Origin of the sequence: Mycobacterium sp. AZCC_0083, assembly GCF_014202335.1 — a bacterium.
Classification (GTDB): domain Bacteria; phylum Actinomycetota; class Actinomycetes; order Mycobacteriales; family Mycobacteriaceae; genus Mycobacterium.
In genome coordinates, this window is record NZ_JACHGP010000015.1 from 110658 (window position 1) to 134851 (window position 24194).

Consider the following 24194-nt stretch of genomic DNA (forward strand, 5'->3'; position numbering starts at 1 on the left):
GTCGGTCATCCCAACGTCGCTCGAGCGACGTTCGCGCCGCCAGCCGCACGGGGTGCCAAGCGCTCTACTGGCCGTACCTAGGTGGCAGCGCATGGCTTGGATCGTGGACCGAAGGGACTGCGGCAGACTCGCAACGTGACCGCGCCAATGCAGGCAGTCGGGGCGCTGTTCGCAATGGGCGCAGATGCGGTGAAGTTCATCTTCGTTCGACCGTTTCAATGGCGAGAGTTCCTACAGCAGTCGTGGTTCGTGGCTCAGGTGTCGTTGATGCCGACACTGTTGGTGGCGATCCCGTTCACGGTCCTGGTGTCGTTCACGTTGAACATCCTGCTTCGTGAATTGGGGGCGGCGGATCTGTCGGGGGCTGGTGCGGCGTTCGGTGCGGTCACCCAGGTCGGCCCGATGGTGACGGTGCTGATCGTCGCCGGGGCGGGCGCGACGGCGATGTGCGCCGATCTGGGTTCGCGCACCATCCGCGAGGAGATCGACGCGATGGAGGTGCTGGGCATCAACCCGGTGCAGCGCCTGGTGACCCCGCGGATGCTGGCCTCGGGTTTGGTGGCGCTGCTGCTGAACAGCCTGGTGGTGATCATCGGGATCCTGGGCGGCTACGTGTTCTCGGTGTTCGTGCAGGACGTCAACCCCGGCGCGTTCGCCGCCGGGATCACCCTGCTGACCGGGGTGCCCGAGGTGATCATCTCCTGTGTGAAGGCCGCCCTGTTCGGGCTGATCGCCGGCCTGGTGGCCTGCTACCGGGGATTGACGATCAGCGGCGGTGGCGCCAAAGCGGTGGGCAACGCGGTCAACGAGACGGTGGTCTACGCGTTCATGGCGCTGTTCGTCATCAACGTCGTCGTCACCGCCATCGGCATCCAGATGACGACGGGTTAGCGCGATGGGCACCGCGACCATCCTGAAGTCCACCTATCCGCAGCTGACGCGTCAGGTCAAGCGACCGCGCGACGTTTTGAGTCGCATCGGCGACCACACATGTTTCTACCTTCGCGCACTCGCCGGCACACCATACTCGGTGCTGAGCTACCGTCGCGAGATCATCAGGCTCATCGCCGAGATCTCCATGGGCGCAGGCACGTTGGCGATGATCGGCGGCACTGTGGTGATCGTCGGATTCCTCACCCTGGCCACCGGCGGCACCCTGGCGGTGCAGGGATACTCATCGCTGGGCAACATCGGCATCGAAGCGCTGACCGGCTTCTTCGCGGCGTTCATCAACGTACGCATCGCCGCCCCCGTGATCGCAGGGATCGGCCTGGCGGCCACGTTCGGTGCCGGGGTGACCGCGCAGTTGGGCTCGATGCGCATCAACGAGGAGATCGACGCCCTGGAGTCCATGGCGATCCAGCCGGTCGAATACCTAGTCAGCACTCGGATCGTCGCGGGCATGATCGCGATCACCCCGCTGTACGCGATCGCCGTGATCCTGTCCTTCGTGGCCAGCCGGTTCACCACCGTTGTGCTATTCGGGCAGTCCGGCGGCCTGTACGACCACTACTTCAACACCTTCCTCAACCCGATCGACCTGCTGTGGTCATTCCTGCAGGCCATCTTGACGGCGATCGCGATTCTGTTGATCCACACCTATTTCGGCTATTTCGCCACCGGCGGCCCATCGGGTGTCGGTGTCGCCGTCGGCAACGCCGTGCGCACTTCACTGGTCGTCGTGGTCTCGGTGACGCTGCTGGTCTCGCTGTCGGTCTATGGCGCCAACGGCAACTTCAACCTGTCGGGTTAGAGAGGGAGTCGATGAAGCCGAACAACGTGCGCGCGCTCGTGGGCCTGGGAACCGTGACCGCGATCGCAGCCATCATTGCGCTGTCCGTCGGGCTGTTCCGGGACAGCTTCAGCGACCCGGTGCCCATCACCGTCGTCGCGGATCGCGCCGGCCTGGTGATGAACCCCGATGCCAAGGTCAAGTTGCGCGGCGTGCAGGTCGGCAAGGTGGCCTCGATCGAGGCCCGGTCCGACGGCACCGCAGTGCTGCACTTGGCGATCGACCCCACCCAGTTGCACTTCATCCCATTCGACGTCGGCGTCGACATCGCCTCGTCGACCGTCTTCGGTGCGAAGTACGTACAATTCGACCCGCCGCCGAATCCGTCTCCGCAGAAACTGCATGCGGGACAGGTCATTCAAGGCCAACACGTCACCGTCGAGATCAATACGGTGTTCCAGCAGCTGGTGGCGGTCCTGGACAAGATCGACCCCGCGAAGCTCAACCAGACGTTGGGCGCCATCGCTACCGCGTTCAACGGCCGCGGCGAGAAGTTCGGTCAGACACTGTCCGATCTCAACGCGTTCCTCGCCAAGATCGAACCGAGCCTGCCGAGCCTGAGTCACGACATCGAGACCTCTGTCCCAATGCTCAACGCGTACGCCGACGCGGCACCCGACCTCATCAAGACCGTCGACAACTCGACTCGTTTGAGCCGGACCATCGTCGATCAACAGCAACAACTTGACGAATTCCTGGTCAGCACAATCGGATTGGCTGACGTTGGGAACGACGTGATCAGCGGCGACCGGCAGTCCATCACTGACCTCGTGCACCTGCTGGTACCGACCACCGATCTGCTCAACAAGTATCACGCGGCAATGAACTGTGGCATCTCGGGACTCATACCACTGGCCAAGGCCCCGCCACTGCCAGTGCCGGGCGCCCTGTTCGATGCCAGCTTCCAACTGGGCAGCGAACGCTACCGATACCCCACCAATCTGCCCAAGGTCGCCGCAACGGGTGGCCCGCAGTGCACGGATCTTCCGGTCGTGCCTGCCGGGAAGCGGACTCCATTCGTGGTCGCCGACATCGGTGCCAATCCGTGGGAATACGGCAATCAGGGACTACTGCTCAATTCCGATGCGCTCAAGCAGTTCCTGTTCGGCCCGATCGCAGGACCACCACGCAACTCAATGCAGATTGGAATGCCCGGATGACCGGGATGACGCGCACCGCAGTCAAGTTCGGCATCTTCGGACTCGTCATGGCACTGCTGACCACCTTCCTCTTCTTCATCTTCGGCCAGTACCGCACGGGTTCGACCACAGCCTATTCGGCCGTGTTCACAGACGCCTCGCGGTTGAAGCCGGGAGATTCGGTGCGAGTTGCGGGAATCCGAGTCGGGACCGTCGAAGACGTCGCCCTCCGGGCGGACAACACCGTTCACATCGGGTTCGACGTCGACCGAGACATCGTGCTCACCACGGGCGCAAAGGCCGCGGTTCGCTATCTCAACTTGGTGGGCGACCGCTACTTGGAGTTGGTCGATGGTCCTGGTTCGACGCGGGTGATGACCAGCGGCGCCGAAATACCCATCGAGCGCACGATGCCTGCGTTGGACCTCGACCTGCTACTTGGTGGGTTGAAACCCGTCATCAAGGGCCTCAATCCGCAGGACGTCAACGCTCTGACATCATCGTTATTGCAAGTTCTGCAAGGTCAGGGTGGCACGATTCAATCGCTGCTGGACAGGACGTCGTCCTTCACGAACGCTCTGGCCGACAAGGATCAGGTCGTCGAGCAACTGTTCGACAACCTGCACACCGTCGCAGACACCCTGGCCAAGGACGGCGACCAATTCGGCGGTGCGATCGACCGGCTCGAGCAGCTAGTGACTGGCATCGCGCAAGATCGCGACCCCATCGGCGAGGCGATCGACTCACTCGACAAGGGCACCGCCTCGATGGCGGATCTGTTGACACGAGCCCGACCGCCATTGGCAGGAACCGTCGAACAGTTGGGCCGCCTTGCGCCTCTCCTCGATCAAGACAAGGAACGCCTTGACGAGGCGCTGCAAAATGCGCCGGAGAACTATCGCAAACTCGTCCGCCTCGGCGCGTACGGCGGCTTCTACAACTACTACATGTGCGGCGTAACCGCGCGAGTGACCGACCTGCAGGGCCGCACCGCAGTGTTCCCGTGGCTCACGCAGGAAACCGGAAGGTGCGCGGAGAACTGATGCTCAGATACCGCGGAACCCACCTCATCCGCGCCGGATTTCTCGGCGCGGTCCTCATCGTGCTCGTGATCGCCGTCGGGCTGCAGCCCGAACGGTTGATCCAGTGGGCGACATCGCAACGCCACGCGGCACTCTTCGCGGAGGCCGGCGGACTGGCCCCAGGAAACGCCGTCACCATCTCCGGGATCAAAGTCGGAACGGTGTCGGCCGTCACGCTCCAAAACGGTGACGCACTAGTCAAGTTCACCGTCGACAGCACGCGCCGGCTCGGATCGGAGACCACCGCCCACATCCGCACGGGAACCCTGCTCGGCGAGCGGGTGCTGACCCTCGAGCCAGCGGGCACCTCGACATTGTCGCCCAACACCGTCATCGCACTATCACACACCTCATCGCCCTACTCCCTGACGGAGGCAGTCAGTGAGTTCACCACCAACACCGAGGGGACCGACACCGAGGCCCTCAACCAGTCGCTGGACACCTTGGCGACGACGCTGGACCAGATCGCCCCGCAGCTCGGTCCAACCTTCGACGGGCTAACTCGTATGTCCCGAAGTATCAACAGCCGCAACGAAACCCTGAGCAAGTTACTCAAGAGCACAGCTGACGTTTCCGGCGTCCTATCGCAGCGCAGTGCTGCGGTCAACACCCTCATCCTGAACGCCAACGATCTCCTCGCCGTTCTAGTGGACCGACAGCATTCCATTGAGGGTCTGCTGGCCAACACATCGGCCGTGGCTCGTCAGCTCACCGGTGTGGTGTCCGACAACGAGAAGACGCTGGCTCCCGCGTTAGAGAAGCTCAACTCGGTGACGGCGATGTTGGAGCGCAACCGCGACAACATCGCCAAGGCGCTACCCGGCCTGGCCAAGTATCAGACCACCCAGGGCGAGGCGGTCGCCAACGGCGCCTACTACAACGCGTTCATCTCGAACCTGACACCCGGGACGGTGTTTCAACCGTTCTTCGACTACGCCTTCGGGTTCAGACGCGGCACCGACGCCGGCCAACCACCGGACAACGCCGGGCCTCGAGCAGAAGTCCCCTTCCCGCGCAATGGCATTCCGGGAGGTTCGCGATGACGGCCAAACGGTGGATGGCGGTGGGCACGGCAATCGCCTTGGCGGTGGCCTTGGTTGGCGGTACGGCCTATGTCGTCAGCCAGACCTTCTTCGGACCCAAGACCATCACCGCGTACTTCACGTCGGCCACGGGGGTGTATCCGGGCGACGAGGTTCGGGTGTCGGGTGTCAAGGTCGGGACCATCGACGCCATCCAGCCGGTCGGGACGCAGGCCAAGGTCGTGCTGAAGGTGGATCGCGATGTGCCGGTGCCAGCCGACGCCAAGGCGGTGATCGTGGCCCAGAACCTGGTATCGGCGCGCTATGTGCAACTTGCGCCGGCATATCGGACCAGCGGGCCGACCATGAGCGACGGTGCGCAGATTCCCGTCGATCGGACGGCGGTCCCGGTCGAATGGGATGAAGTCAAGGAACAGTTGATGCGCCTGGCAACGGAATTGGGTCCGGCGGGCAGTTCAGACAACGGAGTGTCGAGCACCTCGGCCGGCCGATTCATCGACAGTGCCGCCAACGCGCTCGACGGCAACGGCGAGAAGCTGCGACAGACAATGACTCAGCTCGCGGGCGTGGGACGCATCCTCGCCGACGGCAGCACCAATGTCGTCGACATCATCAACAACCTGCAGACCTTCGTCACCACACTGCGCGACAGCACCCAGCAGATCGTATCGTTCCAGAACCGGCTCGCCACGATCACCAGCGTGCTCAACGACAGCAGATCCGACATCGACGCCGCGTTATCCGATCTGTCGGTCGCCGTGGGTGAGGTGCAGCGCTTCATCGCCGGTAGCCGCGACCAAACCTCCGAACAGATTCAGCGACTGGGCAGTGTGACCCAGAACCTGGTCGATCACCGCATCGATCTGGAGAACGTGCTGCACGCAGCACCGAATGCAATTGCCAATGGGTACAACATCTACAACCCCGATACGGGAACCGCGGTCGGCTCGATCGTGCTCAACAATTTCTCCAATCCGGTGCAGTTCTTCTGCAGCATGATCGGCGCCGTCGAGAATGTCACTGCGACCGAGTCCGGGAAGCTGTGTGCGCAGTACCTCGGTCCCGCGCTGGCTCTGCTGAGTTTCAACTACTCCCCGGCGCCCATCAACCCCTACCTGCGCAAGTCCGCGAGCCCCGCCAACCTCATCTACACTGACCCGGCGTTGGCGCCCGGCGGCGCTGGGGCATCCCCTTCTCCACCGGAGACCCCGCCGGCCGTCTCGGCATTCACCGGCGACGGCGATGCGCCGCCGCCGCCGGGATACGGCCTCGGCCCCGCATGGGGACCCGGACAGCTGACAGACCATCTACCCGCCGCCCCCTCACCTGCCGTGTATCCGGGTGCGCCCGGCCCCGACGCCGCGGCGAGCGTCCGAGATCTCTTGCTTCCAGAGAGTTCGCCACCACCTGGACGCGGCGGACCACTGCCAGCCGAAGCAGGCCCACCTCAAACCAACGGAGCAACACCATGAGCGGCCGGAATGTGGTTGGGCGCCTAGTCGTGATCGGGTCCTGCATCGCCTTGTCGGTGAGTGGGTGCGCATTCCAAGGTCTGAACTCGCTGCCGCTGCCCGGCGCCGTGGGACGCAACACCGGCTCAGCCGTCTACCACGTTGAGGTCGCGAATGTGGGTACTTTGGAACCCAATTCGCCAGTCATGATCGACGAAGTGGTAGTCGGCAGCGTGAGCACGATGTCGGTGAAGAACTGGCACGCGGACGTCGAGGTGTCGGTGAAACCGGGTGTCATCGTGCCCGCCAACGTCATGGCCAGCGTCGGCCAGACCAGCTTGCTCGGATCGATGCATCTCGCCCTGAATCCGCCTGTCGGCGAGCGACCGGTGGGACGGCTCGAGCCTGGAGCCACCATCGCACTGAACAGATCGTCGACGTACCCGTCGACTGAGCAGACGCTGTCGTCACTGTCGGCAGTCGTCAACGGCGGAGGACTCGGACAGATCGGCGACATCATCCACAACTTCAACGCCGGCTTGAACGGACGCGAACCCGAGGTCCGTGAGTTGCTGACTCGGTTGAACGACTTCGTCGGCGTGCTAGATGCCCAACGCGACAACATGATTGCGTCGATCGAAGCGCTCAATCGTCTGGCGGCGACGTTCGCCGGTCGGCGCGACGTCATCGACCAAGCGTTGAAGCAGATCCCGCCCGCTCTGGACGTGCTCATCAAAGATCGTCCGCGCATCACGACAGCGCTGGAGAAACTGGGCACCTTCAGTGCCACATTGAACCAGTTGATCGATGACACCCAGGCCGACCTGGTGAAGAATCTGCAGAACCTGGAACCGACCTTGCAGGCCCTTGCCGACGTCGGACCCGACCTCGACCTCGCTCTGGGGCTCGCCACGACATACCCCTACGGCCAACGTTTCATCGACCGCGCGATCAAGGGTGATTACGCAAACATGTTCGCAGTCATGGACTTTACGGTGGCAAGGTTGAAGAGCTCACTGTTCCTGGGTACTCGCTGGGGTGAGGAGGGCGCCCAACTCGTGCCTGCCCCAGGGGATCCGTGGTATATGAACTACAGCTACGACCCGATGGGCGCGGCCGTGGCAGACCCGCCCCCGCCGCCTCAGGCGGGGATCGTGACGCCGGTCGTCGAACCGGTGCTGCCGGTCGCACCACCTCCACCGCTGCCCGGCGTTGCTGCAACCACACCCGGCGGAGCGTCGACACCGATCTTTGCCGGACCGTACGGGGGCAACGGCTAATGCTCACCCGCTTCGTTCGAAACCAGCTGATCATCTTCACCATTGCATCGGTCGTCGCCGTCGCGCTGATGGTCTTCTCGTACATGCAGGTCCCGACCCTGGTCGGGCTTGGCCGGATGACGGTGAAGTTGGAGCTACCCGCAACCGGGGCGCTGTATCGCTTCTCCAACGTGACCTATCGCGGTGTTCAAGTAGGCCGTGTCACCTCAGTGGACCTGACCGATGACGGCGTGGAAGCAATGCTGTCTCTTGATAAGTCGTCGAAGATTCCAGCGGACCTGCATGCGGCGGTACGTAGCCTCTCGGCGGTCGGAGAACAGTACCTAGATCTGCTACCACGAAACGACTCCCCGCCATACCTGCACGATGGCTCGATAATCGCGGCGAGCGACACGACGCTCCCCCAAGCCGTCGGCCCCATGCTCGACCAGGTCAGCGCGCTGGTGGCAAGCATCCCGAAGGACACGCTGGGCGACATGCTCGACGAATCGTTCACCGCGTTCAACGGCGCAGGCGATGACTTCGGCTCATTACTCGATTCCGGCGCAACGGTAACTCGTGACGCAAACGCCACATCGGACAACGTCCGCGCCCTGGTCGATGACAGCGGACCGCTATTGGACTCGCAAGCCGAAACCGCCGACTCCATTCGGACGTGGGCACACAGTCTGGCCGGTGTCACTGACCAGGTCGTGATCGATGACCCGCAGGTACGCACACTGCTGCAAAAGGGGCCGGCATTCGCACAGGAGACGTCCCGGCTTCTCAATCAGATCAAACCGACCCTGCCGGTGCTATTGGCGAACCTGACCACCATCGGTCAGATCGCCGTCACCTACAACCCTTCCCTCGAGCAGTTGTTCGTGCTCTTGCCGCCGTACGTGGCGACCGTACAGACCTACGGACTTGGCACCAACAATCCGACCGGGCTTCCGCTCGGCGACTTCGGCCTGACCTTCGGTGACCCGCCCGCATGCACTGTGGGCTTCCTGCCTCCGTCGCAATGGCGCAGCCCCGCCGAGACGAACACGGTCGACACGCCAGACGGGCTGTATTGCAAACTCCCGCAGGACTCTCCGATCGCGGTGCGCGGAGCCCGCAACTATCCCTGCATGGGGCATCCGGGCAAGCGCGCGCCTACGGTGCAGATCTGTGACAGCGACAAACCCTTCGAGCCGCTGGCGATGCGTGAGCACGCGCTGGGGGCCTATCCCTTCGACCCGAACCTGGTTGCACAAGGCGTCCCGCCGGACAGCCGGGCCACCTTGAACGACAACATCTACGGCCCACTCGAAGGAAACCCGATGCCAGCCCAAGGCCCCGCCCCAGGGCTTGCGCCTACACCCGCCGGCGATCTCCCACCACAACAAGCACCGGAATCCACTGTCGGACAGGACGACCCGCCCCCTGCAGCCACGACGCCAGGACCGTCGGACGAGTCGATCCCATCCGCGGCCCCGAGTTCGTTCACTGGCGGCTCCGACGGCTCGCCGGCGGTGGCGGTCGTCCAGTACAACCCACGCACCGGGAAGTACGTGGCTCCCGATGGCCGGCAGTTTCAGCAGAGCGACTTGGTGACGTCCTCCACGACGCCACAGACGTGGAAGGACTTGTTGCCCATCTAGTCACGTCGACGTCCGTTCGACCCAGACCACGAGGAGCACCCGATGCGGACAACAGCATTGACGATTGCGGTCTTCGTCTCAACCATCGCCTGCCCGCAAGCGGTCGCCGATGCGGCGGACGACTGGGCCCTCAACGGGACCTACCTCGTCGTGTCGAACGGACAGTGGGCGAAGACCAACGAAGTCTACCGAGACGAAGCGGTCGTCAGAAGCACCTGGACCATCACGTCGACGTGCACCACGCTGTCGGAATGCTCCGGACAGGTGACGAGCGACCAGGGATGGACAGCGCCCGTCTTCACCAAGAGCGGTGAATGGCACGTCGAACGCACGATCAAGAACTGGGAACCCTGCCCAGATGGGACCGCCTCCGACGGGCACCAACTCTTCCGGTTCTACCCCGTCGACGACCGCGGCCTACTCGCGATCCGGGGGTCGCGCGTCCTCGGCGGCTTCGATGAAACAGTGAGCGCCAGTGGCTCCTGCGGCATCAACATGCCGGTCGTCATATCCATGCCGGTCAAGCTCACGCAGGTTGATGGCTGACTGCCGCGACCACCCCGCCGTCAACGAGGAGATCGATGCCGGTGATGAAGGTCGCGTCGGGTCCCAGCAGGAACGCGGCGGCGGCAGCGATCTCGTCGGGGGTGCCGAGTCGTCCCATGGCCGACGCGGCAACCATGCCCCGTATGCCCTCGCCGACCGGTGAGTCGAGTTCGAGATGGCCCATGGGGGTGGCGATGCATCCCGGACTGATCGAGTTGACCCTCGCGCCACGCCGACCCCAGGCCACACTCGCCGCCTGAACCCTGATGTGGTTGGCTCGCTTCGCAAGTCCGTAGGCGAGTGCCGAGTCGGTGACGGTGGCGGGGTCGACGCACGGCAACGTGAGTAGCTCGGCAGCGGGTGTGTGGGCAAGGGCGCGCTCTTGCTCGGCGGTGAAAACGGTGAAGAAATGGCCGGCCATGCTCGCGATCACGATGCCTGCTCCGCCTGGCGCAATGATGCTGCCGAATGCCTCGAGGACGAGTGCTACGCCGACGAGGTCGACGTGAAGCACGGCCTCGGCCGACGCCTGGGTCGGGGACAAGCCCGCGGTGTGAACGAGTTTGGTCACCGCTCCGAGTTCGGTTGCCCGCCGCGCCAGGCGATCGACGGAGTCCGACGAGGAAACGTCGACCTGCAGAGTTTGGACGTCATAACCGTCACGGATCATCGAGCTCGCAACCAACTCCAGTGTCTCCTGGTTGAAGTCGGCCAAGAGCACGGTCTTGCCCGCGCCCTGCCGCCGCGCAATTGCCTGGCCCATGCCGCCGACGCCAATGACGACGAGCACTTCAGAACTCATGACTTGATCCCTTCACCCGCCCTAGAGCAGGGACGCATACTGATTGATTTGCTCATCGGTTTCAGCGTTGACCACGAGCATGGTGACGCCCGAGGCCTCCCACCGACTGATCTGCTTACGGACGTGCTCGTCGTTCCCGATGATGGCGGCGTCGTCGAGGAGTTCGTCGGGGATCGCGGCGGCCGCCTCGTCCTGCTGCCCGCCCCGAAACAGCCGCGTGACGTCGGCGATGACGTCGCCGTACCCCATTCGACGGAAGACGTCGGCGTGGTAGTTGGTGTCCTGCGCACCCATGCCGCCCAGGTACAGCGCGAAAAACGGCCGCATCGCCTCGAAGACCGCCGATCGATCGTCGGTGATGACGATGTTGGCAGTAGCACAGATTTCAAAGTTCTCACGACTACGCCGGGCGCCTGAGCGCGCGAAACCCTCGTCGAGCCACTCGTTGTAGGTATTCGCCATTCGCGACGAATAGAAGATGGGCAGCCAGCCGTCACCGATTTCGGCCGCCAGCGCAACGTTTTTGGGCCCTTCGGCGCCCAGCAGGATCGGGATGTCTGCGCGCAGCGGATGGGTGATCGGTTTCAGCGGCTTCCCCATGCCAGAAGTACCCTCACCAGACAGCGGAAGCGGGTACTGCGGGCCGTCATTGGTAACGGGCTTCTCGCGTGCCCAGACTTGCCGGATGATGTCGATGTATTCACGGGTACGGGTTAGGGGTTTGGGAAACCGCTGGCCGTACCAGCCTTCGACGACCTGCGGCCCGGATACTCCAAGGCCGAGGATGTGCCGCCCGCCACTGAGGTGATCGAGGGTCAACGATGCCATCGCGCACGCCGTCGGGGTGCGCGCAGAGAGTTGAACGATCGACGTGCCTAGCCGAATACGACTCGTCGACGATCCCCACCACGCCAGTGGAGTGAAGGCATCCGATCCCCACGCCTCCGCGGTGAACACGGCATCGAACCCGGCGGATTCGGCCGCCGTGACGAGCCCGGCGCGGCTGGTCGGCGGCCGTGACCCCCAATATCCCAGTTGCAGACCGAGTTTCACAGTGGTGCCCATTGTGGCGGCCGGCGTTCGATGAACGCCTCGAACGCGGTCGTCGCTTCACCGCTGGTGGTGCACATGATCTGGGTGCGGTTCTCGATGTCAAGAGCAAATCGCAGACTCGGTGCGTCCAGGGTCTGCCACATGGTTTCCTTGGTCATCCACACCGCCAGCGGGCTATTCCCGGTGATGAGGCGTGCGGTACCGAGGGCTGTTTCGAGGAGGTCTGCCTCGTCGACGACGTCGGTTACCAGTCCCATGTCACGCGCTTCAACGGCGTCGAAGACCCGCCCGGTCAGTAGCAGCTCGGCTGAGCGTGCCGCACCGACGAGACGTGGCAGGAAGTAACTGGTCCCCATGTCGCATGCCGAGATGCCACGTTTGATGAAGACGGCGCCGAAGCTCGCGGATTGGCTGGCGACGCGGATGTCGCACGCCAGCGCGAGAGCGAATCCGCCACCGTGTGCATGCCCGTTGACGGCGGCGATGACGGGTTGACGCAGCCGGTGGATCTTCTCGAAGAGGCTCGCCATGAGCTCCTGCGCCGCAAACGATCGGGCCAAATCGCCACGGGCCGTGCCGAATAGCGACCCTATTGCGGTGCTGTCGGTGGCATCCGAATCGGTCGGACCGGCCTTCATGTCTGCACCTGAGCAGAATGACGTTCCCGCCCCGCTTAGGATCACCACTCGGATGTCAGGATCGCCGCCGATGCGGTCGATCTCGCGATGCAGTTCGGCGACCGCGTTGCTGCTCAGGGCATTACGGCGATGCGGGCGGGTCAGCTCCAGGTGGACGATCCCAGGTTCCAGCTCGGTGACGCGGTGACTGTCCAACGCCAATCTCCCTTCCAAGGTGTGGTGTTAGTCTTCGCGCCGCGACGGAGTTGGCGTCATGTAGAGGGTGATCGCTTCGCGAAGGCCGGCAAGGGCGTCGTCGACATCGAGGTGTGATCCGAAGGCGCGCTCGACGTGGAGGCCTCGAAGCGCCGCGGGCAACAAGGCACTGACTTGCCGTGCATGACGCGGGTCGACGGTGATTCCATCGAAGAACTGGCGGAACTGCGAGAGCCAATTGTCTTCCAGCGCATCGAGTGCTTGGGCAGTGTGGGGAAAGTTGCGTTCCAGCTCGACGCGGTCCTTGGCCAACGCAGTACGCAAATTGGTCACGACTGCGTAGTACGGCGAGTCGAACGCATTCCACAGCAGATCGATCACTTCAGCGACCCGCGTTTCGACCGACCCCGACGATGGGCGGCCCCAGACGTGCGGTCCCGCGGTTTCGAGGATGTGCAGGATCGCGGCGGCCCAGAACCCGTCGGCGTCGCCAAACTGATACTGGACCGTGCCCCACGTGACGTGCGCTTCCTTGGCTATCAGTTTGACGCTGACCGCCTCGGGGCCGCCGCTGGCCAGTCGGTGCAGCGCGACATCGAGGACGTGCTTGCGTGACGCCTCGCCGCGCCGGTTCGGCCGTCGACCAGCCTTGAACTTGCCTTCTGGTGCCGTCATCGGCTCATCGTAGATGCCACTTGTAGTTCTCATTAATGGCATTATGATACATCTTGCACCCGATCTACGAGTACGAACGACCAGCGTTGCACTGCAACCCGAACAGCTGCGCCGGTCCTGCCAATGTTCCGCGGATGAATCAAGGAGCCCTCAATGATTAACACCGCCCCGCGGGCGATCGATGGGTCGCACCGGTTCCCCACCGCACCCAAGAGGCCCGATGCCAGTCGCACTCACCGATGACCAGAGCGCACTTGCGCAGACCGTCGCCGGCTTCGCCGAGCACCACGGTGCACGCGAGTCCACCCGCAAGGACACGGCCAATCACAAAGCCGGCGAGCGTCCGGACCATTGGCGTGAACTGATTGACTTGGGTTTGCACGCCGTGCATCTATCCGAGGAGGTGGGCGGCCAGGGTGGTTCGATCGACGATCTCGCGGTCGTCGTCGCCGAAGCGGGCCGCGCTCTGCTGCCTGGTCCGCTGTTGCCGACGGTGTGCGCCAGTGCGGTCGTGTCGACCGCCGACATCGATGACGCCGCCGTCGGCGTCCTCAAGCGCCTCGCCGACGGTACTACCGCCGCCGTGCTTGGGCCCCGATCGTCTCTGACGATCAGCGAGCACGACGGACGGGCGCGACTCGACGGCGAAAGCGCCGCAACGCTGGGCGCAGCATCGGCCGAGTTGTTCGTCGTGGCCGCACAGCCTGATACCGCGTCGGAGGCTGCTCCCAGGTGGTTCGTGGTGGATCGCCGGAGTGCAGGCGTCGACGTCGACGTCGTGAACGGTGTCGACCTAGGTCGCGATCTCGCGGCCGTTCGGTTCCGCGACGTCGACGTCTCCGAGGCGGTACGTCTGAGCGGCATCGACGCCGATCAAGCCGCCGACTTCATCGTGGCGATGATGGCCGTCGAGGCCGCAGGCATCATCGGCTGGTGCTCGGACGCCGCGACCGAATTCGTCAAGTCACGCAGTCAATTCGGCAGACCGATCGGTGCATTTCAAGCGGTGCAACACCGCGTAGCGCAACTGCGCATCACCAGCGAGCTGGCTACGGCCGCGGCATGGGACGGCGTGCGAGGGCTCACCGACACCTCAGGGCAACGCAGTCACGCCGTCGCCGGGGCGGCCGTCATGGCCCTCGGTCGAGCCGTGCACGCGGCGGTGGAATGTCTTGCATTGCACGGTGCCATCGGCTTCACCTGGGAGCACGACGTCCACTTGTACTGGCGGCGCGCCATCGCACTGGCTGGGCTGGCCGGGCCGGTGGAGTCATGGGAGGCGCGACTCGGCGCGGCCGCCATCGACGGTCCGCGGGACTTCGCCGTGACTCTGCCCGACGCTGAGGACGAGTTCCGGCGGCAAGTCGCCCGGGTACTCGATCAGGCTGCGGCACTGAGCAACCCGCACCCTTCACCGATGGGCGACAACGACGCGGTGAACACCGGCCCGCGCCGTGCCCTACTCGCCGAGAATGGGCTCGTCACCCCGTCCTTGTCCCGTCCGTGGGGGCTCGATGCCAGCCCCTTGCAACAGCTGATCGTGCAGGAGGAATTCGACCGCCGCGGGCTCGAGCAGCCGTCGATGGCCGTCGGCCAATGGGTCTTGCCCGTCGTGCTCAAACACGGAACGCCCGAACAGATCGCGGCGCTGACAGCGCCTTCCCTGTGCGGGGAGCTGATCTGGTGTCAATTGTTCAGTGAACCGGACGCCGGCTCCGACGTGGCCTCACTGACGTTGCGCGCCACGAAGACCGATGGCGGATGGCTGTTGAGCGGCCAGAAGATCTGGACGACCCAGGCGCACCTCGCCGACTGGGGGTTGTGCCTGGCGCGCACCGGAGCCGAGGATTCCAAGCACCGGGGCCTGAGCATGTTCCTGATCGACATGACCAACCCGAAGTTGGACGTGCGGCCCATCAAACAAGCCAACGGCCAGGCAGACTTCAACGAGGTCTTCTTCGACGAAGCGTTCGTGCCCGATGCAGAGTTGCTCGGACAACCGGGCGAGGGTTGGGCGCTCACCATCGACACCCTCGCCCAGGAAAGACTGTTCATCGGCACCTACCGCGACACCGGCAACGAACAGCGCATCCGGCACATCGTCGACGACAGCCGGTACGCCGGGTCTCGCGAAGACGCGTTACGCGCACTGGGCCGCATCAGCGCACGCGGGGCAGCGATCGCCGCGATGAACCTGCGCGAGACGTTGCGCAGGCTGCAGGGGCACAGTCCCGGGCCTGCCACCAGCATCGGCAAGGCCGCAGCCTCGATGCTGCACGTCGACGCTGCCGCGGCTGCGCTGAATCTGATCGGCCCTGCGGGCGCAGTCGGCGAAATCCAGTGTGAACCCGTCTTTCACGAGCTCGACATCCCGACCTGGGTCATCGGCGGGGGCACACTGGAGATTCAGCTGAATACGATCGCCACCTTCGTCCTAGGGATGCCTCGAGGCTGATGAACCGACACAACTCCACCATCGACATCGTGGCCGACGGGTTGCGCATGCCAGAGTGCCCCCGTTGGCACGACGGGCATCTGTGGTTCTCCGATATCCGCGGCGATACCGTCTGCCGCATCGACGACGGCCACGTCTCGGTCGTCTACCGCTTCCCGTCGGGCGAGGAACCCGCGGGCCTGGGCTGGCTGCCCAACGGGGATCTGCTGGTGGCCGGCATGGCCAAACGCCTCATCTACCGGATCTCCGACGGGGTCGCCACCGTGCACGCCGACGTGAGACCGCTTGCACCCCATCAGATCAACGACATGATCGTGACGTCTGACGGCACGGCGTTCGTCACCCAACTCGGCTTCGACCTCGACGCGCCCCAACCAGAACCCCGGCCCACAGTGGTGATCCGCGTCGACCCCGATGGCACTGCGAGCGCGGCGGCCGACGACCTGATGGTGCCCAACGGCATCGCCATTGATGACGCCGAAACCAGGATCGTGATCGCCGAATCCGGAGCCGCGCGGCTGAACAGCTACACCCATCGCGGCGGCATGCTGCTCGACCGCATCACCGAACCACTGCCCGCCACAGACGCCGTCCCGTTCAGCGCGCCGGACGGCATATGCCTCGACGAGCAGGGTGGCCGCTGGGTGGCCGACTCGATCAACAAGCGCGTGTTTCGGGTTTGCGACGGGGCGATCACCGACGAACACCTCCTCGAAAACTTCGCGCTGGCCTGCGTTCTTGGCGACCACGACCGACGCAGCCTTTACGTCTGTGTCACCGACGCCTGGCACAAGTCCGACATCTCCGAGCAGCCGGCCGGGCACATCCTGCGGCTTCGGGTCGCAGTTCCCGGCGTCGGACGCCCGTAAAGTCCCTGCCCCCAAAACAGAGCCAGGAAACACCATGAACGGCCCCACCCTCTTCGACTTGTCCTCGGTCTTCTCCGCAGTGGCTGCCGCCGTCCCGGATCAAGACATGCTTGTGTGGCGGGATCGCCGCGTGACGTACAGCGAGGTCGATCGCCGCATCGATGCCATTGCCGCGTACTTACGCACGACGGATCTCGGCTGTCATACCGAACGGAAGGATCTGGCGCGGCATGAATCCGGGCAAGACCACCTCGGCATCTATCTGCGCAACGGCACCGAGTACCTCGAGGCGATGATCGCGGGCTACCGCGCGCGCGTCGCGCCCTTCAACGTCAGCTACCGATACGTCGAGGACGAACTCACCTTTCTGCTCGCCGATTCCAATGCGCGTGCCCTCGCCTATCATGCAGAGTTCGCACCGCGCATTGCCGCCATCCGGGCAGACCTGCCCCATCTGCGGGTGCTCATCCAGGTCGCCGACGACTCAGGTCACGAACTGCTGCCAGGGGCAGTCGACTACGAAACCGTCATCGCGGCAACACAACCCACGGCATCGCAGCCCGGACCCTCCGGCGAGGATTTGTACATCCTCTACACGGGCGGCACCACGGGCATGCCAAAAGGAGTGTTGTGGAGACAGCACGACATCTTCCTCGCCGCGATGGGTGGACGTCCCTTCGGCAGCGCTGGGCCCCTGGCGTCCTATGCCGAACTCGCCGACCGCGTACGCCAGGCGGCTGGCGCAGTCTCGCTGTTGATGTTGCCGCCGTTCATCCACGGCGCCGCGCAATGGGGCGCGTTCCATGCCATCACCATGGGCGGGCGCATCGTCATTCCCGACGACGTGCGCCGTCTCGACGCTCACGAGGTGTTACGGCTGGCGGAGCGCGAGAGAGTGCTCAGCATCCCCGTGGTGGGCGACGCCATGGCGCGGCCCCTTGTCGAGGCCCTCGAACACCGGCAGTACGACCTGACGTCCTTGGCCGCGATCTCCAACGGCGGAGCACCTCTGTCACCGCCGATGCGTCAACGGATCATGGTGGCCTTGCCGCACGTGTCGATCATCGACGGCGTTGGCGCCTCTGAATCGGGCATGCAACTAAATGCGTCCACCAACAACGACTGCCAGCCGGAGACTGCGACGTTCCCTCCCCAACCCGACACCGCCGTCCTCTCGGCCGAGCGGGACAGGATTCTCGCACCCGGCGAAGGAGACGGCTGGCTGGCTCGGCGCGACCTCATCCCGCTCGGCTACCTCGGCGATCCCGACAAGACCGAGCAAACCTTTCCCACTGTCAACGGAACGCGGTGGTCGGTGCCCGGCGACCGCGCGCGCATCCTGCCCGACGGGCGCATCGAGCTTCTCGGTCGTGATTCTCTGACCATCAATTCCGGTGGCGAGAAGATCTACGTCGAAGAAGTCGAGCGCGCCATCGCCGCCCACCCCGCAGTCAGCGATGTCATCGTGGTCGGCCGCCCCTCACCGCGTTGGGGCAGTGAAGCGATCGCCATCATCGCTCTCGCCGCCGAAACATCGGTCGCAGACCACGAACTCATAAACACCTGCCGAGGCCACATCGCCGATTACAAGATCCCCAAGGCATTCATTCGCGCGCCGATGATCATCCGCTCCCCCGCCGGAAAGGCCGACTACCGATGGGCGGCCGCCCTCGCAGCGGCACAGGCATAGCGCCGCAAGATCATGAGACATCAAGGCATCGCACGGGAATTCGTGGCGAGATCCACGCGCTACCACTTATGCATCGGCGCTCAGGACGTCGGCGAGCTGGTCGACTTGGCCGGGGGCTGGATGTGTGACCGGATCCTCGCCGGCTGGGACGTCAGCGTGGCCGTCTCCGAACCGCGCGACCTACGCCCCCTCCAGATCCTCGGAGTGCCAACGTTCGTCACCCATCAACGATTCGGATCGATCAGCGATGGCACCGCCTCCATTGCCGTCGCACCCGGCATCTTCGAAACCAACGACCACATTCGCGGTGTGGTTCTACATGCCCTCGACGAGGATGCCGTTGAGGTCACGTTCTGGGGCCCGTCCCTTCCCAGCGACCTCCAGGGTCGACTCGAGAAGCGGCAACATCGACTCAGCCTCGCAGCCCGCGCATTCAAGGCACATGCCCTTGCGGCAGCCGCGGTTCCGGGCGCCACGATGAGTGGGACGGAAGACATCTACAGCTCCACTGCGTGGAACGACCCATCCAGACACGGCCCGACGACCATCGCCTAGCGGCGTCACGGCGTCGAGGTGACGGCTACCCAGGTGTTGTTGCTGCGGCGTTGCCGGTGAAGGTGTCGGTGAGCGAAGGATCGTGCAGCAGGTTGACATTCGCACCGGGTAACGTAGCAGCGAGTTGCCAGCCGACGCCAGGCTCGCTGTGGCCCGAGCCATTCGGCACGGCGATGGTTCCGTGACCACGCCACGTGATCTGCTCCCAGGCGCGCCGCTCTCTCACAAGTCGTCGAACAACGGGAGACGTGGCATCACCCGGCAGCAGGCCCCGCGAGGAACAGATCCGGCCTTGCGACCACTAACCCATCCCTACTAAACGATTAGGAGTGTTCATGCTCGTGAGTAACTACCATCAGTTGGGCTCTGTCCGGAGAGGCGACGCTCAGATCATAGTGAGCGGAATTGATTGTCTGGATTGGAATTCGAAGTGTGCTCCAGAGCTAATCTCGGCGATGGACACCTCCGCCATCACGGGGGCGGGTACGTCATTACGCACGATGACGGCAGTCCAATCCTGGTCGTCGCCATACATCCGGACATCGAGGTGCGCGTCGACGGCCGTGACGATGGCTTGCAAGGGGCGCGGATCGGCAGGCGTGCACAACGAAATCCATGCATCATCGCGGTGAGCGTCAGACCGATAGACGGTGAGTTCGGCTGAGTTGACGTCGGCATTGACATATGCCGATGGGTTGATCAGCGGGTGCAGTTCAACTACCTGTGCCGCGCCGTCGATGTCGGCGGCCATGTTCAGCGCATGTCGAATCCGCTTGGCCGCCAGTCCGGCGATGCCGATCAGGGATCGAGTGCGCACGTCGCGGGCAGTCTCCGCATCGGTGAAGCTCTGCACGGAGTGTCCGAACGCCAACGAGAGTAAGTGCATCTGCACGCACACCTCGTCGGCCATGCGGACCAACGCAGACTTGGAAAAAGCGCCGAAGTCTAGATCCGACAGCAGCGGACCTGAATAGTCGGACAACCCTTCGTCAGTGTCATCAATCGATGCCAGTTCGACGCGGGCCGCATGTTTGGCGGCGATGGTGGCGAGGCCAGGATGTGGCTGCGTCTCCGGGTAAGACTCGTCGATGATCACCGTCCACGCGCAGGGCGGCTTATTCCTATCGGCCGCCGGCCGGGGTGGCCGATGGATCGGCCGCAGTTGCGCTTTGGGATTGGTGGCCACTGCGGTCGCATCGAAGGTAGGGTCCTCCACGGTGTGGCACATCCCAATCACCATTTCTTCACCTAGCGGTTCGAAGTCGTTCAGGCCGCCGCAGTCGTTCACCTGAAACTCGCCGTGCCAACGATCCGCAACCGTGAACCGGAAGTCCATGTATTGCGGTGGAGACCCGATGTCGAGTTGAAAACCTTTGAAGATGGTGGCGACGTCGTTGTCTTCGTAGCGCAGTGCCCGCTGCATTCTCTTGGTGTAGAGCGGACTGGATGACGCCCATTCGTCGATCGCAATCCGGGTCATGGCCTCGCGGCCGAGGTCCTTGAGGCACCAGACCAAACTGGCGCGATCGATCATGCACCCGATCAGTAGCAACTCGGGTAGTAAGACGCTCAGTTCTTCTCGGGACAGCATGGCGTACCGGCTGGGTTGCATTACGGACATGCTTTCAAGGCCCTTCACTATCGCGAGGCGGCGCTAGAGCACCGCGCACTTACCAACAGATATAGATCCCACCGCGAAGCGTGCGATCCTTCGATCGGCGTACACACACCTTAGCTAGACAAGTGTCTAATCTACTACTCCTGCATCCGACTCAGTTGCGCCATGCACCGGCTGGCCCGAGTTCAAAATCGGTACAAATAACCATCATTGACTGCCGGTTTGTCCCGCAGGCAAAACTGGACTGCGGTACAGATACGGCCAAGTCATGCCCGAGTGACAGCTACCCAGGTGTTGTTGACTGCGGCGTTGCCGGTGAAGGTGTCGGTGAGCGAAGGGTCGTGCAGCAGATTGACATTCGCGCCAGGTAAGGACGCGGCGAGTCGCCAGCCGACGCCAGGCTCGCGGTGGCCCCAGCCGTGTGGGACGGCGATGGTTCCGGGGCGGATGTCATCACTGACCTCGAGGGTGACCGCGATCGAGCCGACGGGCGAGGTGACCGTGACCGGTGCGCCGTCGATGAGGGCGCGGGCGGCGGCGTCGGCGGGGTGCATGAGGGCAGTGCAACGGTCGCGGCCCGTGACCATCGACGGCACGTTGTGCAGCCAGGAGTTGTTGCTACGCAGGTGGCGGCGGCCGATGAGTTTGAGATCGTATCCATCCGCGGGCGCGGTCTCGCTACTGCCATTGCGCGCGTGGTCAAGTAATGTGCGTGCGGCCGTGACGAACTCGTCGGGGGCCAGGTGCACTTTCCGGTCCTTCGTGCCGATCAGCGAACGCAGTCGGGGCTGCAGCGGGCCGAGGTCGATGCCACCAGCCGCCGCGCGCACCTTCGCGACGGTCAACCCCTTGCGTCCCCGCCGCAGGACGCCATACGGACCCGTGGCCACCCCCAGCCTCATCAACCGCATCGGACTCAGCTGCTTGATCAAGCGATGGAACGCGCGAGAGGTGAATCGGCGCGCCGGAATCGGGACCATCTCGGTGATCAAGCGGGCCATGATGTGCCAATCCTCGAGCCCGTCGTGCGGTGGTTCGAAGACCCGTGCGTCGTAGCGGAGATTGTTGCGCACGCTATACACCGTGTACAGGATGTTTATTTCATCCTCGCGCTCGAGCGGTGAGATGGGTGGCAGGATGATATCGGCGTGCCGGGTCGTTTCGGTGATGTACATGTCCACGGCCACACAGAAATCCAGCGATTCCAGCGCTGCGTCCAGCTTGCCGCGCTGCGGTGTGGAGAGCACCGGATTGCCCGCGAAGATGATCATCGCGCGGATCTGTTCCGCGCCCTCGTTGAAGATCTCATCGACCAACGCCGCGACCGGCATTTCGCCGCGGAACGACTTGTAGGTGCCGGACCGATCCGTCGACGTACCGTGTCCCGGCGACATCCCCTTCGTGAGCCGGGGCAGATCGATCGCCGGCTTGGCGAACATCTGCCCGCCCGGCCGATCCAGATTTCCGGTCACCGCGTTGACGGCGTTGACCAGCCAGTGTGTGAGCGTCCCGGTGACCTGCAGACACACTCCGATCCGCGCGTACAGAACTGCGGAATCGGCCGCCGCGTGTTCGCGCGCCAACCGTCGAATCGTCTCGGCGTCCACACCCGTCAAGGGCGCGGCCATGTCCGGTGTGGCCTCGGCGACCAACGCCCGCAACTCGTCCCAGCCGGTGCACTGCGCCCGAATCTTGCTGTCATGGCAGAGGTTTTCCGCGACCAACACGTGCAACATCGCCAACAGCAGGTATACATCGCTGCCGGGTTCAACGGCCACGTGCTCGTCGGCCAGCCTCGCCGTCTCGGTGCGGCGTGGATCGATGACCACTACCGTCCCGCGGTTGCGCACGTCCCGAATGCGCTGCTTGGCGTTGGGCATGGTGGACACCGATCCGTTCGATACCGCCGGATTCGCACCCATGATCACCAGCCGATCCGTGCGATCGATGTCGGCGACCGGCATCAGGACACTCGACCCGAACATCTGCCACGCCACGAACTCCTGCGGAAGCTGGTCGATCGAGGACGCCGAGTAGAAGTTGCGGGTCGCCAACACCGCACGCAGCAGTCCGGCGTGGATCACGGCGGACGTGTGTGCCGCCGGATTGCCCATGTACATCCCGATTGCGTGGGGACCGTGGTCGTGGCGGACCTGGCGCAGCCGCCGCCCGATCTCCTCGAACGCCTCATCCCATCCGATCGGCTCGAACCGGTCGCCGACCCGGCGCACTGGTGTGCGCAACCGATCCGGGTCGTGGTGCAGCCCGCCCATCGCAATGGCCTTTGGGCAGATGTACCCGTGCGATATCACGTCTTCGGGATTGCCTTGGATCCGCATGACCTGGTCCCCATCCACGGTCACCAGAATTCCGCACTGTGCCTCACACAACGTGCATTGCCGTGCGATGGTGGTGCTCATCGGGCGGCGTCAAGAAAGGCGAATACTTCGCGGGTGATGTCCGGTCCCGTTGGGGCATAGATTAGTTCGGTGATGCCACCTTGCCGAGCCTCTTCGATTCGGCCCTTGATCGACGACGTTGGACCGGTCCAGCCGGCTTGCAGCAGGGCGGGTCCGGCCGCGGTGATGCCGGCAAGGTCGGCGGGCCCGAGCTCGGTGAGGTGGCCGCGATGGATGGCCAGGTGGCGGCTTTCGTCGGGGGCGAGCCCGATCATGGTGTCGCGCCACTGCGGGCCGCCGGGCAAGTGGTCCAGCAGGTCGGGGTTCATGTCCCACGCACCGTGATACATCGCCGCGAACCACGGGCCCGCAGACTCGATGACGCGGGTACTGTCATGGTCTTCGCCGGGTTCGAGCACGGTCCCATTGACCATCAGCGCCGCCGCGGGCCACTGCCGGTGTTGCGGTTCGGGGATGCCGACAAGGACGACGCCGTCGGCGCCGAGTTCGCGCGCCACCCGGCAGCCCAGTGGGCCCGACGGCGCTACCCACAGCGGTGTGCTGATTGGCCGTGGCGGCCCGCACTGTCCGCCATGCAGCATTTGGACTGGCCGGCCGTCGATCTGGACCACGCTGCCCGCGAGCAGTTGTCGTATCTGGGTAAAGATGGTGGCGAGGTTTGCCCACGTGATCGGTTTGTGTCCCATGGCGCGACGGGCGGTGTAGCCGGTGCCCATGGCCACAGTCAATCGCCCGGGTGCTATTTCTTCGATGGAGGCGATCGCGGCCGCGGTGACCATCGGATGTCGCAACGACGGCACGGCCACGGCTGTGCCCAGTTGCAGAGTCGTCGCCTCGGCCGCTCGGGCCAATGCGATCCAGATGTCGCCGTAGACCGCCGGGGAGTCATACAACCAGAGTCGATGGGCGCCGGCGTCTTGAATGGCCCTGGCGTAGTCGACGATGTGCCGGGTCGGCGGCAGCGCGACGGAGATGAGCAGGGGTTTCACCATGCCCTCGGCAAATATCGCCTCGCTGTTGGCCAGTGCGGCCTGCGCGTCGATGGGTGCCACCGGCATCAAGCTCCTTGGGTGCTAGAGGGACAGGGGTCGACGGGTAGACGATGAGTGTCAGCACTCCCGTTAATCATGGAGACTTCTATGTATTGGAGCGACCAGCGCAAGCCCTGTCCTCGGCGAGCGCTTGGGCGGGGGCCCGACCGAGATGGTCGACACTCCGTGAAATTGGTGCGCTGGAAGGCTATCGACTCCTCTCATCGAGGTGAGG

General features: G+C 64.2%; 20 protein-coding genes. 13 read left to right on the forward strand and 7 right to left on the reverse strand.

What is annotated here, in order from left to right; genetic code table 11:
* Positions 1-147: 147 nt before the first annotated feature.
* Genes HNP02_RS31385 through HNP02_RS31425 form a run of 9 tightly spaced genes read left to right on the forward strand, consistent with a single transcriptional unit; the run spans position 148 to position 9958 of the window.
* A complete protein-coding gene (locus HNP02_RS31385; protein ID WP_255507175.1) occupies positions 148-891 on the forward strand; it encodes an ABC transporter permease in 744 nt (247 codons plus the stop codon).
* A 4-nt stretch (positions 892-895) separates the two neighbouring features.
* Positions 896-1753 carry an ABC transporter permease gene (locus tag HNP02_RS31390; RefSeq protein ID WP_184444556.1) on the forward strand — a complete coding sequence of 286 codons (858 nt, stop codon included), beginning with the start codon at positions 896-898 and terminating at the stop codon, positions 1751-1753.
* An 11-nt stretch (positions 1754-1764) separates the two neighbouring features.
* Entirely contained in the window at positions 1765-2952 is a 1188-nt protein-coding gene (locus tag HNP02_RS31395; RefSeq protein WP_184444557.1) for an MCE family protein, read from the forward strand.
* Positions 2949-3974, forward strand: coding sequence for an MCE family protein (locus tag HNP02_RS31400; protein ID WP_184444558.1), 1026 nt, complete (start codon positions 2949-2951; stop codon positions 3972-3974). Before HNP02_RS31395 ends, HNP02_RS31400 begins: the two co-directional genes overlap by 4 nt.
* On the forward strand, positions 3974-5056 hold the full coding sequence (locus HNP02_RS31405; protein ID WP_184444559.1) for an MCE family protein: 1083 nt from the start codon (positions 3974-3976) through the stop codon (positions 5054-5056). Before HNP02_RS31400 ends, HNP02_RS31405 begins: the two co-directional genes overlap by 1 nt.
* Positions 5053-6528, forward strand: a complete 1476-nt coding sequence (locus HNP02_RS31410; protein WP_184444560.1) for an MCE family protein — start codon at positions 5053-5055, stop codon at positions 6526-6528. The genes HNP02_RS31405 and HNP02_RS31410 overlap by 4 nt, the downstream gene beginning before the upstream one ends.
* Positions 6525-7787, forward strand: coding sequence for an MCE family protein (locus HNP02_RS31415; RefSeq protein WP_184444561.1), 1263 nt, complete (start codon positions 6525-6527; stop codon positions 7785-7787). The genes HNP02_RS31410 and HNP02_RS31415 overlap by 4 nt, the downstream gene beginning before the upstream one ends.
* Positions 7787-9412: an MCE family protein gene (locus HNP02_RS31420; protein ID WP_184444562.1), complete on the forward strand. Its 1626-nt coding sequence runs from the start codon at positions 7787-7789 to the stop codon at positions 9410-9412. The genes HNP02_RS31415 and HNP02_RS31420 overlap by 1 nt, the downstream gene beginning before the upstream one ends.
* A gap of 42 nt (positions 9413-9454) precedes the next feature.
* Positions 9455-9958 (forward strand): hypothetical protein, encoded by a 504-nt coding sequence (locus tag HNP02_RS31425; protein ID WP_184444563.1) that lies wholly within the window; start codon positions 9455-9457, stop codon positions 9956-9958.
* On the opposite strand, the gene HNP02_RS31430 is transcribed toward HNP02_RS31425, so the two are convergent.
* From HNP02_RS31430 to HNP02_RS31445, 4 genes are read right to left on the reverse strand one after another with little or no spacing between them, the layout of a single operon-like run.
* Complete coding sequence (locus HNP02_RS31430; protein ID WP_184444564.1) at positions 9939-10760, reverse strand: SDR family oxidoreductase; 822 nt, start codon at positions 10758-10760, stop codon at positions 9939-9941. The genes HNP02_RS31425 and HNP02_RS31430 overlap by 20 nt on opposite strands.
* A gap of 21 nt (positions 10761-10781) precedes the next feature.
* Complete coding sequence (locus HNP02_RS31435) at positions 10782-11813, reverse strand: LLM class F420-dependent oxidoreductase (RefSeq protein WP_184444565.1); 1032 nt, start codon at positions 11811-11813, stop codon at positions 10782-10784.
* Entirely contained in the window at positions 11810-12646 is an 837-nt protein-coding gene (locus HNP02_RS31440; RefSeq protein WP_184444566.1) for an enoyl-CoA hydratase/isomerase family protein, read from the reverse strand. The genes HNP02_RS31435 and HNP02_RS31440 overlap by 4 nt, the downstream gene beginning before the upstream one ends.
* Positions 12647-12673: 27 nt before the next feature.
* The gene (locus HNP02_RS31445) at positions 12674-13321 is read right to left on the reverse strand and encodes a TetR/AcrR family transcriptional regulator (protein WP_184444567.1); all 648 of its coding nucleotides are present in this window, start codon (positions 13319-13321) and stop codon (positions 12674-12676) included.
* A gap of 220 nt (positions 13322-13541) precedes the next feature.
* Between HNP02_RS31445 and HNP02_RS31450 the strand changes: the two genes are divergently transcribed.
* Genes HNP02_RS31450 through HNP02_RS31465 form a run of 4 tightly spaced genes read left to right on the forward strand, consistent with a single transcriptional unit; the run spans position 13542 to position 18890 of the window.
* On the forward strand, positions 13542-15776 hold the full coding sequence (locus tag HNP02_RS31450; protein ID WP_184444568.1) for an acyl-CoA dehydrogenase: 2235 nt from the start codon (positions 13542-13544) through the stop codon (positions 15774-15776).
* Entirely contained in the window at positions 15776-16645 is an 870-nt protein-coding gene (locus HNP02_RS31455) for an SMP-30/gluconolactonase/LRE family protein (RefSeq protein ID WP_184444569.1), read from the forward strand. Before HNP02_RS31450 ends, HNP02_RS31455 begins: the two co-directional genes overlap by 1 nt.
* A 34-nt stretch (positions 16646-16679) precedes the next feature.
* Positions 16680-18335, forward strand: coding sequence for an acyl-CoA synthetase (locus HNP02_RS31460; protein WP_184444570.1), 1656 nt, complete (start codon positions 16680-16682; stop codon positions 18333-18335).
* Positions 18336-18377: 42 nt separating this feature from the next.
* Positions 18378-18890, forward strand: a complete 513-nt coding sequence (locus HNP02_RS31465) for a hypothetical protein (protein WP_184444571.1) — start codon at positions 18378-18380, stop codon at positions 18888-18890.
* A gap of 385 nt (positions 18891-19275) precedes the next feature.
* Here the strand turns inward: HNP02_RS31465 and HNP02_RS31470 are convergent, their stop codons facing one another.
* The 3 genes from HNP02_RS31470 to HNP02_RS31480 form a co-directional block, all read right to left on the reverse strand.
* Positions 19276-20502, reverse strand: coding sequence for a hypothetical protein (locus HNP02_RS31470; protein ID WP_184444572.1), 1227 nt, complete (start codon positions 20500-20502; stop codon positions 19276-19278).
* Positions 20503-20774: 272 nt separating this feature from the next.
* The gene (locus HNP02_RS31475; protein WP_184444573.1) at positions 20775-22928 is read right to left on the reverse strand and encodes a molybdopterin oxidoreductase family protein; all 2154 of its coding nucleotides are present in this window, start codon (positions 22926-22928) and stop codon (positions 20775-20777) included.
* Positions 22925-23986 carry an LLM class flavin-dependent oxidoreductase gene (locus HNP02_RS31480; RefSeq protein WP_221318260.1) on the reverse strand — a complete coding sequence of 354 codons (1062 nt, stop codon included), beginning with the start codon at positions 23984-23986 and terminating at the stop codon, positions 22925-22927. Before HNP02_RS31480 ends, HNP02_RS31475 begins: the two co-directional genes overlap by 4 nt.
* Positions 23987-24194: the final 208 nt, after the last annotated feature.

Coding starts and splice junctions, on each gene's coding strand:
- HNP02_RS31460 (WP_184444570.1), top strand. CDS start 16,680: ATGAACGGCCCCACCCTCTTCGACTTGTCCTCGGTCTTCTCCGCAGTG.
- HNP02_RS31450 (WP_184444568.1), top strand. CDS start 13,542: ATGCCAGTCGCACTCACCGATGACCAGAGCGCACTTGCGCAGACCGTC.
- HNP02_RS31400 (WP_184444558.1), top strand. CDS start 2,949: ATGACCGGGATGACGCGCACCGCAGTCAAGTTCGGCATCTTCGGACTC.
- HNP02_RS31475 (WP_184444573.1), bottom strand. CDS start 22,928: ATGAGCACCACCATCGCACGGCAATGCACGTTGTGTGAGGCACAGTGC.
- HNP02_RS31445 (WP_184444567.1), bottom strand. CDS start 13,321: ATGACGGCACCAGAAGGCAAGTTCAAGGCTGGTCGACGGCCGAACCGG.
- HNP02_RS31385 (WP_255507175.1), top strand. CDS start 148: ATGCAGGCAGTCGGGGCGCTGTTCGCAATGGGCGCAGATGCGGTGAAG.
- HNP02_RS31395 (WP_184444557.1), top strand. CDS start 1,765: ATGAAGCCGAACAACGTGCGCGCGCTCGTGGGCCTGGGAACCGTGACC.
- HNP02_RS31420 (WP_184444562.1), top strand. CDS start 7,787: ATGCTCACCCGCTTCGTTCGAAACCAGCTGATCATCTTCACCATTGCA.
- HNP02_RS31455 (WP_184444569.1), top strand. CDS start 15,776: ATGAACCGACACAACTCCACCATCGACATCGTGGCCGACGGGTTGCGC.
- HNP02_RS31390 (WP_184444556.1), top strand. CDS start 896: ATGGGCACCGCGACCATCCTGAAGTCCACCTATCCGCAGCTGACGCGT.
- HNP02_RS31430 (WP_184444564.1), bottom strand. CDS start 10,760: ATGAGTTCTGAAGTGCTCGTCGTCATTGGCGTCGGCGGCATGGGCCAG.
- HNP02_RS31425 (WP_184444563.1), top strand. CDS start 9,455: ATGCGGACAACAGCATTGACGATTGCGGTCTTCGTCTCAACCATCGCC.
- HNP02_RS31410 (WP_184444560.1), top strand. CDS start 5,053: ATGACGGCCAAACGGTGGATGGCGGTGGGCACGGCAATCGCCTTGGCG.
- HNP02_RS31405 (WP_184444559.1), top strand. CDS start 3,974: ATGCTCAGATACCGCGGAACCCACCTCATCCGCGCCGGATTTCTCGGC.
- HNP02_RS31415 (WP_184444561.1), top strand. CDS start 6,525: ATGAGCGGCCGGAATGTGGTTGGGCGCCTAGTCGTGATCGGGTCCTGC.
- HNP02_RS31470 (WP_184444572.1), bottom strand. CDS start 20,502: ATGCAACCCAGCCGGTACGCCATGCTGTCCCGAGAAGAACTGAGCGTC.
- HNP02_RS31480 (WP_221318260.1), bottom strand. CDS start 23,986: ATGCCGGTGGCACCCATCGACGCGCAGGCCGCACTGGCCAACAGCGAG.